The sequence below is a fragment of the Rhodococcus qingshengii JCM 15477 genome, from assembly GCF_023221595.1.
Lineage (GTDB): Bacteria > Actinomycetota > Actinomycetes > Mycobacteriales > Mycobacteriaceae > Rhodococcus_F > Rhodococcus_F qingshengii.
Genome location: NZ_CP096567.1, coordinates 366,283 through 379,418 on the forward strand (window position 1 = coordinate 366,283; position 13,136 = coordinate 379,418).

General features: G+C 61.7%; 7 protein-coding genes and 3 pseudogenes. 1 reads left to right on the forward strand and 9 read right to left on the reverse strand.

Going from position 1 to position 13,136, the window contains the following annotated elements:
• Nucleotides 1–47: 47 nt before the first annotated feature.
• From M0639_RS35135 to M0639_RS32845, 5 genes and pseudogenes are all read right to left on the reverse strand, one after another.
• Nucleotides 48–335 (reverse strand): hypothetical protein, encoded by a 288-nt coding sequence (locus M0639_RS35135; protein WP_064074423.1) that lies wholly within the window; start codon nt 333–335, stop codon nt 48–50.
• 57 nt (nt 336–392) lie between these two features.
• Nucleotides 393–1,634: a low temperature requirement protein A gene (locus tag M0639_RS32830; RefSeq protein ID WP_064074422.1), complete on the reverse strand. Its 1,242-nt coding sequence runs from the start codon at nt 1,632–1,634 to the stop codon at nt 393–395.
• Nucleotides 1,631–2,314 carry a putative antibiotic biosynthesis monooxygenase gene (locus M0639_RS32835; protein ID WP_231915023.1) on the reverse strand — a complete coding sequence of 228 codons (684 nt, stop codon included), beginning with the start codon at nt 2,312–2,314 and terminating at the stop codon, nt 1,631–1,633. Before M0639_RS32835 ends, M0639_RS32830 begins: the two co-directional genes overlap by 4 nt.
• A 109-nt stretch (nt 2,315–2,423) precedes the next feature.
• Nucleotides 2,424–3,881, reverse strand: coding sequence for an aldehyde dehydrogenase family protein (locus M0639_RS32840; protein WP_170320434.1), 1,458 nt, complete (start codon nt 3,879–3,881; stop codon nt 2,424–2,426).
• Between the two features lie 643 nt (nt 3,882–4,524).
• Nucleotides 4,525–4,695 (reverse strand): annotated as a pseudogene (locus M0639_RS32845) (SDR family NAD(P)-dependent oxidoreductase); the annotation flags it as partial.
• A 278-nt stretch (nt 4,696–4,973) separates the two neighbouring features.
• On the opposite strand from M0639_RS32845, the pseudogene M0639_RS32850 reads away from it, so the two are divergent.
• A pseudogene (locus tag M0639_RS32850) lies at nt 4,974–5,836 on the forward strand (LysR family transcriptional regulator).
• Between the two features lie 312 nt (nt 5,837–6,148).
• Here the strand turns inward: M0639_RS32850 and M0639_RS35305 are convergent.
• The 4 genes and pseudogenes from M0639_RS35305 to M0639_RS32870 all read right to left on the reverse strand — a co-directional run.
• Nucleotides 6,149–6,232, reverse strand: a pseudogene (locus M0639_RS35305) (transposase); the annotation flags it as partial.
• A 642-nt stretch (nt 6,233–6,874) separates the two neighbouring features.
• The gene (locus M0639_RS32860; protein WP_248671238.1) at nt 6,875–10,342 is read right to left on the reverse strand and encodes an indolepyruvate ferredoxin oxidoreductase family protein; all 3,468 of its coding nucleotides are present in this window, start codon (nt 10,340–10,342) and stop codon (nt 6,875–6,877) included.
• Nucleotides 10,343–10,562: 220 nt separating this feature from the next.
• Complete coding sequence (locus M0639_RS32865) at nt 10,563–12,122, reverse strand: AMP-binding protein (RefSeq protein ID WP_064075672.1); 1,560 nt, start codon at nt 12,120–12,122, stop codon at nt 10,563–10,565.
• A gap of 44 nt (nt 12,123–12,166) precedes the next feature.
• Complete coding sequence (locus M0639_RS32870; protein WP_064075671.1) at nt 12,167–12,937, reverse strand: enoyl-CoA hydratase/isomerase family protein; 771 nt, start codon at nt 12,935–12,937, stop codon at nt 12,167–12,169.
• Between the last annotated feature and the right edge of the window lie 199 nt (nt 12,938–13,136).

The window sequence follows — 13,136 nt, forward strand, 5'->3', positions numbered from 1 at the left end:
TGTTGAGGAGCCAGAGGTCGTCCTTGGTGGAGAACAAGCCCTCGATGTCAGTCTTCTTGGGGAAGCCCTTCGAGTTGGCTGGGGACGGTGATGGGGGTGGCGTCGACATTGGCTGCCTGAGCAACGTTGAGGGCCGTGGCGGTCTCGGCTCCGTCGATGACTGCGTGACCTACTCGGCGGTGCCCACAGCGCGTACGGTCGCGTGAGTCACCGCGTCCGCGCCCCGCCGTGAGAGCGTCGTCCGGGGCCAGCGGGTTCGCGGTGCCGAGCGGGTGCATCCCCGGCGTCGGCGTGAACAACGTGTCGCCGTCGTTGAGCAGGGGCACCGGACGCACGGCGCGGGCGCCTTCGTACGCAGCGCCGGCCAGTTTCCCGCGGCGGCGAGGGTTCCCTCACAGAGCTGGCACCGCGGCGCTTTCCTCGCCTCTCCGGCGCTCCGGGCCGGCCCCGAGCGCCGTTAGCGTCACCCCGGCTGTCACCGCCAGCGCCGCCACCAGTCCCACCGCGAGCACCGTCCAGTGACCCAGGAACGTACAGACGACTACCAGCAGCGCGGTGACCGGCAGCACCGACTGCTGGGCGATTCCTACCTTGTAGAAGTGCGAGTGCAGCGCCCACACCGTGAGCAGGAACAGCGCTGTCGGCAGCGTCACCGCCGCCGACGCCGACAGCGCCGAAAGGTGCGCCTTGCCCACTGCCTGCTCCACCGCCACCTCCAGGCCGGCGCCAATCGCGGCACCTGAGACGAAGATCAGATAATGGCCGTAACCCCAGAGGAAGGACTGCCGGTTGGACCGGAGGTGCCCGTGGATGGGCACCGCGAAGTACACCCACCAGGCGGCGAAGATGATCAGCAGTCCGCCGGCGGCGATGGGCACCAACTCACCCAGAGCCTCGTGCTCGTCGATCCCCGACTTCACGGCGACGGTGGCCGCTGCGATGGTCTCGCCGAGCACGATGAGCGTGAGCAGCCCGTACCGTTCAGCGATGTGGTGGGGGTGCCAGGGCGTGGGGTGGGCGCGCTCCGCATACAGCGGTACGGCCATCTCCAGCAGCGCCATCACCAGGAAGACCCACGGGCGGCCGGCCTCCGGCAGGATCAGTAGCCCCAGCCAGCCGATCTGGCACAGCCCGATGGCGTACCGCAGCGCCATCGTCCGCTCGGGGCCCCGGCTCGACCGCGCCACGCGCAGCCACTGCGCCGTCATGGCTAGCCGCATGATCACATAGCCCAGGATGACGACCGGGTACGCGTGTTCCTCGAACGCCTGGGAGACCCCTGCCGTCAGGACGAGCACGCCGGCTATCTGGATCAGCGTGACGATCCGATACAGCACGTCGTCGTTGTCGTAAGCCGAGGCGAACCACGTGAAGTTCATCCACGCCCACCAGATAGCGAAGAAGATCATCAAGTAGTTGAGGATCCCATCGCCCGTGTGTCCCTCGACTATGGCGTGCACCAACTGGGCGCCTGCCTGGGCTATGGCCACGATGAAGCACAGGTCGAAGAAGAGCTCCAGTGAGGAGACGCCGCGGTGGGTCTCGTCGCGGCCTCGCGCCGTGAGCCTGCTCAGTGGTCTGTAATGTGCGGGCGCCGTGGAGCGTACCGGCGGCGGAGTTGGGCTGCTTGTCATCTGGTGAGCCAAGCTCCGAAACGCCGCTGCAGTCGGGGATTGATCTGCCAGACCATCGCTGCTGCTGCCGCCGGGACGAGTACAGCAAGTCGTACCGGCAGGTACAGATCTTCCAGAACAGGGTTCGTGGCCAGGCCCAGCAGGACGATGGTGGGGTAGATAGCGCACACGGTGAGCAGCCACAGCTTCCAAGGCCGGACGACGGCCGGAACGGTGGGGCCGAGACGGGGTTCGGCGTTCGCGAGATCGTTCCGTCTCTGCTCCCGGAGCATATGCCGGACGTCTGTCACTGTCGGTGGGCTTGGCAGTCCGGGATCGTCGGCACCGTAGGCATGGGAAACAAGTCTCTCGTTCATGGACCACTCCAAATCGTAATGTTGCGTTTTGATTCCATCGGTTCCTGCACGACCGACGCGATGTTGGCGCTGCGTGATGGGCTGTCCGCGCGCAACAGCGGCAGCAGTTGCCAGGTGAACAGCACAGGGCTCGGATGGTTTCACCGCCAGCCGCTGCGGGTGTCGTGCCGTCACTTCGGCCTCGAGATGCTGGGTCTTGGCCGGAGCGGACAAGTCGGCGATGAATTGCTCGGCCCTGAAATGTTGCGCCATCGGCACCGGTTGCTGCGGGTTGCGATCGTGCAGAAGCAACTGGTGCTCGGTTTCGTCAGACTCCTCAGCCAAAACAGACCAAGACCGTTCGTCGCTCCGGTGATCAGAATCGACGGCATGGTGCGGCCTTCTCATGCGAGGGCCCGGAGCCCGGGCGGGCTCCGGGCGAGTCATGTTCTGATCAGTGAGTGGACTGGGCGTGGTCCTGCTCCACATACACCTTGAGGGCCTGGAACTCCTCAATCGCTCGCGGGCCGCATAGATAGCCGTAACCGCTGCTCTTGACGCCGCCCTCCTCAAAGTCCTCGCTGATAGCTCCCCAGGTGTTGATCCATACAGTGCCGGTACGGATGCGCCGGGCGATCCGGCGGGCCTTCATCGAGTCCGAGCTGAACACCGAGGCGGCCAGGCCGTAGATGGTGGCGTTCGCCTTGGTCACGGCGTCGTCCTCGTCGTCGAAGATCTCGAACGTCTGGACCGGACCGAAGACCTCTTCCTGCACGATCCGGACGTCGGTGCGGTCCACCTCGATCAGGCTCGGCCGGTAGAACGCACCGGCGGCCAGGGGACCGTCGGTGACCACGCCGCCGCGCAGCAGTACCGTGCCATATGAGGTGGCTTCCTCGACGATCGCGTCCACCCGCTGGGCGGACGCCCTGTCGATCACCGGGCCGAGCTGGGCATCCTTGTCGTCGCCCGAACCGAGCCGCACCTGCGCGAGCGCGTTGGTGAGTCGAGTTCGCACCTGGTCGGCGATGTCCCGGTGCACCAGTACACGGGAGCCGGTGCAGCAGAACTGTCCGTTCATCAGCACCAGCGACTGCACCACGGTCGGGATCACCATGTCCAGATCGGCGTCAGGAAGGATCACCATCGGCGCCTTGCCGCCCAGTTCCAGACCGAGCCGCTTAAGCGTGGTGGAGGCCGCGGCCGCGATACGGCGCCCGACCGGCGTGCTGCCGGTGTAGTTGATCACGTCGACCTTGTCGGAGGAGACCAGGAACGGGGCCCCGGTGTTGCCGGACTCGGTGAACACGCTGACCACGCCCGCCGGGATCTCCGTGACCGAGGCCAGGGCCTGCGCGAAAAGCTCATTGGTCAGCGCCGTCTGAGCTGGAAGCTTGACCACGACGGTGCAGCCGGCGGCCAGCGCCGGGCCCAGCGCCCGCACAGTCAGCATGATGGGGGAGTTCCAGGGTGAGATGATCCCGGCGACACCAAGCGGTTCAGGCACCGAGTGGGTGTACTGGCCGGGTTCCGTCTCGGCGGCGCGCCCGGCGTTCTGGGTGCGCGCAGAGGCCGCCGCGTACCGTAGCCACCCGACCGCACCGCTGACCTCCCACGTGGTCTCGCCTAGCAGCTTGCCGTTCTCCCGGGACAACATGGCCGCAACCTCGGGTACCCGGGCTTCGAGGGCGTCGGCCAGCCGACTGAGTGCGGTCGCCCGAAGCGAGGGAGTGCGCGCCCATTCGGTGGTCTCGAACGCGGCGACGGCGGCGTCCACGGCGGCCGAGGCCTCCGCCTCGCCACCGTCGTAGAACGAGCCGACGACTGTGCCGTCGGCCGGGTTGATCGATTCCAGAACCGAGCCGGAGCCGGTCCACTGTCCGTTGATCCAGTGCTGCGCGATGGTGTTGATGGTCCGCTCCTCGTGGTCACGCCCGGGTACCGGGCGGTTTCGATATCTCCACAAGAATGGCTCGGCCACCGTACCGACAGCCTCCGTCAGCTGACTGACATCCGGCCGATGACTCGCTTATAAGCCGTTACCTTTCCGAGAACGGCGGGTGCGTTTCCGCTGTTCAAGGGGGGCGGTGTTTCGGAGGCAGGGACGAGGTGTCGTGTCGTGCTGGCTACAGCATGTGCATTTTGAATGACCGCCAGAACAGCCGAGCCGGCGGTATCGAAACATCGTTCTTCACGAAGAATCGCGTTTTGGATGGGGACAAGTTCCGAGTTAGGGGAGGTTCTTAAGGTTCTGAAGAACCTTGCGGGATGCTTCGGGGTCTCGAGCAGTTGCTCGGGACCCCCGGACGCATCACATGCGGGTTCTAGCGTCCGAAGCATTCGAGGAACTGTCTGACAAGTTCTTCGACGTCAAGGCCATAGCTGTTCAAGGCCTTCGCGGACTTCGACAGCTGCGACGACCGCGGGTGGTCGATATGCCGGGTCTCAAACGGGTGCGGCAGTCGGGTCGCTACCGAGTGTGGCGGACCTCGCACTCTTATCACGAGGGTGTGGTGGTACGGGTGATCTGCTGGTTCCCGCCCGACAGTGACGTAATCGTCGGTCACGTCCAGTTGGATGAAGTGCGCACCGAGCCGGTCGGCGGACGCACGGCCGTTCTCGGCGTCTCGGGCTCCGATCCAGACTGTCTGTCCGGCCTGGACGAGGCGGCGTGCCACTTCGTGGCCGAGGCTCCTGTTACCACCGGTGATCAATGTCGTGGTGATAGTTCTCTTTCTGGTATGTGGTGGTGCCGCTACCCTGCGCGGAGAAACACGCGGAGCACCAGCGACTTTCGGGGTGGCGGTAAGACTTGTCGCCTCCCGGGGTGGAAGGGGACCGCCGACGAGGGCCCTTCTAGTGGTCGGGCCGAAAGGGCAGCAGCAAACGAATGCCGTCCTCGATGGAACCGTCGATCAGTTCAAGCATCTGCGGGACGAGTTTCTGCATGCGCGGTGCGCTCAGATGAGCGTCGAGCAGCTCGTGGTTTTACCAGCGCTCGTAGATGATGAACGTGCCGGTGGACGTGTCTGATCTGGAAACGCGTGAGCTCCGGTATTTCCTCGCCGTTGCCGACGAGCTGCACTTCAGTGGGGCTGCAGACCGGCTCGGTATCGCGCAGCCGCCGCTGTCGTGTGCGATCCAGCGACTCGAGTCGAGGCTCGGCGTGAAGGTGTTCGAGCGCGACCGTCGCGGCGTCGAGCTCACCGACGCCGGACGGGTCCGGGTGAGCGAGGCGCGCATGGTGATCGAGGCGGTCGAGGCTGCGGCTCACCGGACTCGGCGAGCCGGAGGCCCTCGGGGACAGCTGGTGCTTGCGACGAAAGCAGGTGCGTCCCTTGAGCTGCTTGAGGAGGCTGCCAAGCGGAGTGACATTCCTGATATCGAGGTGCTGCTGTGTGAGGTCGGGGAGCAGGCGGCGCTGCTGCGTGGTGGCCGGGCCGATATGGCGATCATGCACCGGCCGGTCGATGACCTCTACGGCTTCGACACCGAAGATATGCTCGCCGAGGGGCAGGTGGCCATTGTTCCTGCGGGCCACTTTCTCGCGACGCGGACGCATGTCACGCTTTCCCTGATTCGAGATATCCCCGATCTGCCGTTGGCCCGGTGGCCGAAACTTGACGGCAGCTACCCGGAGGGTCCTGGGCCGGAGGTGCGTACCCAATCGGCTATAGCCCAGCTAGTCGCATGGGCAAGGCGCTCTTGGTAATTCCTGCCTCCAGTCGTGCGTGGCAGTGGCCACAACATGTGGCGATCCCGGTCACCGATGCCGTCGCGATCACCACGGTGCTGGCCTGGCCGGCAGGTAGTCGTTCCGCGGACATCGGGGCCCTGGCGCGATTGGCGGCCGAGGTCGATAGGTAAGAGGAACAGCCGGAACCAGCGTCGAGGTGCTGCGATAGCAGCTCTGTGCGCTGTCGGCATCCGACGAGAACAAGAATCAATCACGACCGCCAAATACACCCCCAAGCCGAAACGTATCGAAGTGAGCTAGCAACAACACATGTGGTACAGCCGCGTGGACTTGCGTTGCACTAGTGTGCTGGTTCTGGAATCTTCGATATATATTGGCGAGGAGACGAGCATCTCTTCGGCGGTCTTGCGCCAGACGAAGGGTTTCGGGTCCTGGTTCCAGTTGTCGATCCAGACATCTTTCTCCAGTGCCGCAACGCTTTTGCGGTCTTCGGCGCCGGTGAGGAACTCGCGCCAAAACTCGAACGACGCACTGTCGCCGACTGCGGTGACGAGGACTTCGCGGGTCCGTCGATCGAGACGCCGTGGACGCATGGCTGAAATGATGAGCGCGTGTAGGGCTTTGTCGATCCGCTGTCGCCGCAACCGTTTCCCATCGGCATGGGCAGGGGTCGGCAGGGCCGACTTGACCGGGCCCGTCAGCCGCCGACGCCGCCCGATGAACAACGGCACCTCTCGACCAGCTCCGGCCGGTCAGACACCGAACGGCACCCGGACGGGCCAGCACAGCAAAGAGAGCCGCTCCGCAGCGGGGCGTTCGCGTCAGGAGCTACCTCATTCCGCGGCGCACTGCCGCGTCGGCAATGCCGGGCAGAATCTAGGCCTATCGTACGGATTTTGACCACACCGACCAAGTTGTTCATTCGTTTAACCAGAAACTCTGCTTCTAGACGCGGCGGTCGGTTACAGATGATCAACACACCTTGCTTAGGCTTGCCCGCCAACGACTTCCACGTAGACAAGTCCCGAAGTTCGACACCAAGGCGCCAAAATATGGTCGTAAGCCGGGGAATGACGCTGGCAGTATCCTCACAGTCAATTGAGTACATTTCAAGCCTATCGGTTGTCCCCATCGACCGAAGGTGCGCCAAGCCGCAGCTAGTTAGACTGACATGCGCGTCCCAAGAGACATCAGCTGGGATTGCTTTTCTAGACATCTGAGTGCGATCTTCCGAGTTCGCGCAGGCGAGTCTTGTACAGCTCGATGTTGCCGAGCTTGATGTCTTCGTAACCGCGAACCACGTCCGGCAGTGCCGCGATCTCGACGGCGCGATCGTATCCGTCGGTTGCGAGCGTACGAGAGAGGTCAGCGATCATGGCCTCGTACTCGGCGAGCAGTTCACGCTCGACCTTGCGGACGTGCATGTAGCCGAAGGGGTCGAGCTTGGTACCGCGAAGCTTCTTACCCTTGGCCAAAACCTTCAGTGCAACATGCGACTTGGGCCCGAGACCGATCTTCTTCTTGCGGCCCATCACTCGGAGGATCGGGGGGTGGAGCTTGTAGGTCAGGTTCTCCCCGGCCGGCACCTGCGACTTGACGTCTTCGATGAAGGCAGGATCGACCAGCATGCGAGCAACTTCGTACTCGTCCTTGTACGCGGTGAACTTGAACAGGCCGCGGGCAACAGCCTCGCTGAAGTCGGTCCGCTCGGTTGCGGCACGTTCGGCGGTCCAGACTGCCTGAACCTGATCGATGTAACGCTGGGCGATCTTGACGGACTGGAACTCGATGAGCTGCGCCGCACGCAGTTCCACCAGTCGCAGGGTTTCACCGGTGAAGGTGGTTCCGGCGAACATGTGAGCCGGTGCGACCACGGGTTCGCGGACGGACTTGGCCGGCGTGGTGACGGCCGAGAACGCTGCGGTGTCGGCAATTGCTGCACGACCCCAACGGAATGCCGCGATGTTCGCGTCCACGGCAACGCCGTTGATGCCGATCGCTTCTTCGATGGCCTCGGCCGGCAGACGGAGTCCGCCGCTCTGGTAGGCCGCACCGATCAGCAGGAAGTTGGCGGCTGCGGTGTTACCGAACAACTCCTGTGCCGCGGCGAGTGCGTCGAACGAACGCAGGGTGCGCGACACCTTGTCGAGACGGGCGAGGAGTGACGTCTCCTCGGGGTAGCGAACAGCCTTGTCGTAGACCATGTCTCCGGTCGGCGTCTGCGACGTCGAGGCGATGGAGACCGTCTTCTCGGCGTTGCCGTAGTCGAGGTTCTTGTTGTCCGTCGCGGTCAGCAGGTCGAAGGCGACGATGCAATCGGCACTGCCCGGGGTGAGGCGGTTGGACGGCTCGAGCGCGCTGGAGCTGAAACGCAGGTGCGAGACAACCGGTCCGGCCTTCTGGCTCAGTCCGATCTGGTCAAGGCTCTCCACCTCGAGGCCGGCGCGCAGTGCAGCCGTTGCGAGCACCTGGTTGACGGTCACGATGCCGGTGCCGCCGATGCCCGCGAGGAAAACGTTCTGCGTGCTGGTGAGCGGTCCGAAATCGGGGTCTGCGACGACGGGCGGGACGGGACGTGCGGCCTTGGGAGCCTTCTTGCCCGGTACCAATTCGACGGTCACGAACGACGGGCAATCGCCGTCCATGCAGGTGTAATCGGTGTTGCAGGACGTCTGGTCGATCTTCGTCTTGCGGCCGTACTCGGTGTCCACGGGCTGGACCGAGAGGCAGTTCGACTTCACACCGCAGTCACCGCAGCCTTCGCACACTGCCTCGTTGATGACGACGCGAGTGTTGCGAGTGGGCAGCGTGCCACGCTTGCGCTGGCGACGAGCGTCGGCCGCACAGTGCTGGTCGTAGATCAACACTGTGACGCCCTTGATCTCGCGAAGCTCCTTCTGGGCCTCGTCGAGGCGATCGCGGTGCCAGAGCTTGGTGCCCTTGGCCAGAGCGCGCTTGTTGTGACGCGAAGGCTCGTCGGCGCAGATGATGATCTGCTTGACGCCCTCGGTGGTCAGCTTGTGGCTGAGCTGAGCAACGGAGAGGGCACCTTCCGCGTCCTGTGCACCGGTCATCGCCACTACTTCGTTGTAGAGCAACTTGTAGGTGATGTTCACGCCTGCGGCGATGCATGCCTGGACAGCCAACTGACCGGAGTGGAAGAAGGTGCCGTCGCCGATGTTCTGGAACAGGTGAGGCACGTCGGTGAACGGTGCCTGCCCGATCCACTGGCTGCCCTCGCCGCCCATTTGCGTCAGGCCGGTGACAGCGCTGTCCTCACGGCCGGACATGGTGACGAGTGTGTGGCAACCGATTCCGCCGCCGCCGATGGAACCCTCGGGAATAGCGGTGGAACGGTTGTGGGGGCACCCGCTGCAGAAGTACGCGGTTCGCTTGGCGGAGAGCACGTTGAGCGACAGCGGGGCCGGGAGGGTGCGCTTGAGTTCGACGTGCGGCTTCAGTACGCGGCGCAACGGGGCGAGCAGCCGGCCTGCGGTCAGTTCACCACTGGCAGGCATGAGCAGACGGCCCTGGCCGTCACGCTTGCCGATGATGCGAGGGGCATCGTCGGTGCCGTACAGGACTTCCCGGATCTGAGCTTCGATGAACGCGGTCTTGTCCTCGACCACGACGATCTGCTCGAGACCTTCGGCGAACTCCTTGATCTTCTCGCCCACGACGGGGTAGCACATTCCGATGCGAAGGAGACGGATCCCGGCGCGGTGCAGCGCGGCATCATCGACACCGAGGTCTGCCAGAGCTTGTCGGACGGAGTCGAAAGTTGTACCGGTGGCGGCGATACCGATCTTCGCACCGGAGGGGTTAACCTCGATCACATCAAGCTTGTTCACGGCGCCGTAGGCCTGCACCAGATCCCAACGTGGACCTACGAGATCGGCTTCAGCTGGAATGATCTTATCGGGAGACACATCCATCGGTCGTTGTTTGTAGACGAAGGGCTTGCCCTCGAACTGCACCTCGGGCACCACGATGTCGAAATCGGCGATGCTGCCGTCGATCGTCCAGGCGCCGTCCGCCACGTCGGCAACGATCTTCAGGGCCACAACACAACCGGACGCGCGTGAAAGTGCCACGGCGTGCATACCCATCGTGATGATCTCTTCGGCATTGCGCGGGAACAGAACCGGCACACCCATCGCGGCAAGCGAGCGCTCACTGACGGCCGGAACCGTGGAGGACTTCGACGCCGGGTCGTCGCCCACCAGCAGGACTACGCCGCCCTTGGGGTTCACGCCGTACATGTTGGCGTGGCGAATGGTGTCGGTAGCGCGGTCGACACCGGGCCCCTTGCCGTACCAGTAGCCAGTGACTCCATCGAACTTCGCGGTTCCCGCAGGTAAATCTGCCTGGCTACCCCACACCGCGGTGGCCGCAAGTTCCTCGTTGAAGCCAGGGATGAAGGTGATGTCGTGCTCGGCGAGAACCTTGGGCATCCCGTGGAGCATCTTGTCGACGCCGCCGAGGGGGCTGCCCTGGTAACCGGAGACAAAGGTGGCGATCCGCTTGCCTGCGCGGACGTCGCGGACATGCTGTTCGACGAAGCCGCGAGCGATTGCCTGAACGCCGGTCAGCAACACCGGTCCCGATCCCGAACGGTACCGATCATCGAGATCGTAAGGCTTCGAGTCTGATTCTGTCGATATCAGTGCAGTCATCGTGACCACGCGTCCCATCTCGTTGCGCCTGCGAATGCGATTAGTTGATATGGATTGAGAGTTGAATTTCATTCAATAAAAGTAGAATATGATGATCATTTCGATCATATGATGGGGCTGCTCGTCCCGGTCGAATGGCGGAATTTTCTGTGACATTTCGCCAAGTGTCAAAGTTGAAGTTCCGGTACACCCCGATGTGGATAGTTTGATCCTGTTTCTTCTAGGCTTTTGCGGGAAGTGTAAATTCTTTTGTTTCTTTGTTGAATGGGTTCTCCTGCAACCTGAACTTCTCGACCTTTCCGGTTGGAGTCTTCGGCAAATCGGTAACGAACTCGATATAGCGAGGAACCTGAAACCTAGCCATCGTGGCATAGCAGAATTCCCAGACTTCTTTCTCTGTCAAAGCCGCCTCAGATTTTACGACGACAGATACCTTGACTTCTTCTTCGGTGAGGTCTGACTTTACTCCAAATGCGGCACAGTCCAGAACAGAAGGATGTTCTCGAATTCCTTCTTCCACCTCAAATGAAGAGATGTTTTCGCCTCGACGTCGAATACTTTCCTTCTTGCGGCCAATAAAGAACACATTTCCGTCGACATCCATGCGCACCAAATCTCCACTGTGGAACCACATGTTCCGGAGGGCCGAGGTGCTTGCATCAGGATTTTCATAATATCCGGAGAAGGTAGTCCACGGCACTTTGGGACGAATTAGCAGTTCCCCAGGCTCACCCGGTGCAACTTCTTGATCAAATTCATCCGCGACGATAATTTCGAATTCCTCTACGGCGCGTCCGCATGAACCTGGAATGCGGGGTTGCGAAAAATGCTGAGTTATCGGAATATTCGCCTCGACGGATCCATAGAGTTCGACAACTGTCAACCCGAATCGTTTTTCGAACATATCGACAGATTCCGGAACCGGTACACCCCACGCCAGTCGCACCGGATTGTCTGCGTCGTTTGGCTTCGGTTCGGCCTTCGCCAAGATAGATAACGTCGCTCCCATGAAGTCGAAAACAGTGGCGCCTGCTTCGCGGATTTCGTCCCAGAATCGCGAAGCGCTAAATCGTTTACTAATCGCAGCAGTCCCACCCACAAGGAGAGCGGGAACAGTTGTCAAAGCTGTGGCATCGGCGTGAAACAGTGGGAAAGGACAGTACAGGACGTCCGCTTCCGTTAAGCCGAAGTCTCGAATCGCGATCCGCGCCTGAGAGGTGAAGTAGCGATGCGAGAGCATACATGCCTTCGACCGCCCGGTCGTTCCCGAGGTATAGAGAAGGGCCGAGATGTCTGAGAACTTGACATCGACAGTGGGGGCTTTTCGATCAAGATAGAGATCGGAGAGCCAAAGGCCATTACCTTTCGCATCCTCGTTGCTGGCCACAACAACGGTGGCGTCGATACCTGCTTTGAACAATGCAGTAGTCAGGATTTCATAGAGATCCTCGTCAACCACGTAGACTTGTGCGTCAGCTAGGTTCACTGCGTGCTCGAGACTCAATCCCCTGAACTCGGTGTTGATGGGCACCCAGATTGCTCCGAGCCTGTTGGCAGAAAACCATGTGTGCTCGCATGCCAATGAATTCCGCATGAACACGCTCACGCGATCGCCAGCGTTGATCCCGCAGATATCACTCAAACCTGCGGCCAGCCTGCCGACCTGGTCCTCAAACTGCGAGAATGTGATGTCCTGTCCATCAATTTTGAGGAATACTCTGTTGGGCCAATGTTCGATTGCGTCGTTCAGTGCCGAATTCAAGGTCGTTTCGTCATGCATTTTTTCACCTCAGTTGGCTTGGTACCGAATAAATGTGCGGAATGCTATGGGGTGTGTGTCGTGCGTGTCCGATTCTGGAACGCAGAGAAGCTTTCTTTGGTCTCAATAGATGCAAAACAGTATGAGGCAAGTTCTACTTCTAGTTGGAGATAGGATTCTTGTTGCGGAACGAGTGCGAGTTCGATGGCCCGCTTTACTCCAGTCTGCGACCGTCGCGGATGTCCTGCGAGTTCCGTGGCGATCTCCAAGGCCCGTGCCTTCGGATCTGCATTCAGTTCGGTATAGAGCCCGAGTGACAAGCCCTCTTCTGGCTCAACCCACCGACCTGTCAACAGCAGTTCTTTGGCGCGAAGCAGTCCCACCATCAACGGCAGTCGTGCTGTGATTCCGCCAGTCGGAGCGTGTCCGATTACTGCCTCAGGGAATTTGAGCCGGGCTTGCGGGCCTCCGACGACAAAGTCGGCGGTGAGCGCGATTTCGGCGCCTCCACCAACAGCGTATCCGTGGACGGCGCTAACGACAGGGCACGGCGCTCCGGCCATCAATCTCGTCAAATCCTGCAGCTGATGGAACGCAACGCGCAACTCCTCAGCTGTTCCGGTTTGCGGGGCGAGAGTCTCATTCAAATCTTCGCCTGCACAAAATCCGCGACCCGCGCCTTGCACCACAATTGCACCGGCTGACTGCGAAGCACGTAACGCGTCGACCAGGTTTGTCAACAGGTCGGTATTCAACGCATTCAATGACTGAGGCCGATTGAGGGTAATTACTGCGACGTCTCCGACGTATTCCGTCAAAACTGTGCGTTCACTCATTGCATTTCTCCTCTATGTGTGGGGTGATACCTCAGCTGGGGTACCACGCCTTCACTACCAAGCGCTGTAAAGAGCAGTGTTTGATGGCAGCCCCGGGCTGAAGGAAATTGGCCAATCGTCCCTTTTGCCTCCGCCAACATCACTCACATCGACCCGCCCTAGTGGACTGACCAGTAGAACACCAGCTGTGTCGAGTGTT

Bases quoted from the DNA above. Each gene is read 5' to 3' on its own strand.
- M0639_RS32860 (WP_248671238.1), bottom strand. From the start codon at position 10,342: ATGACTGCACTGATATCGACAGAATCAGACTCGAAGCCTTACGATCTC.
- M0639_RS32865 (WP_064075672.1), bottom strand. From the start codon at position 12,122: ATGCATGACGAAACGACCTTGAATTCGGCACTGAACGACGCAATCGAA.
- M0639_RS32830 (WP_064074422.1), bottom strand. From the start codon at position 1,634: ATGACAAGCAGCCCAACTCCGCCGCCGGTACGCTCCACGGCGCCCGCA.
- M0639_RS32870 (WP_064075671.1), bottom strand. From the start codon at position 12,937: ATGAGTGAACGCACAGTTTTGACGGAATACGTCGGAGACGTCGCAGTA.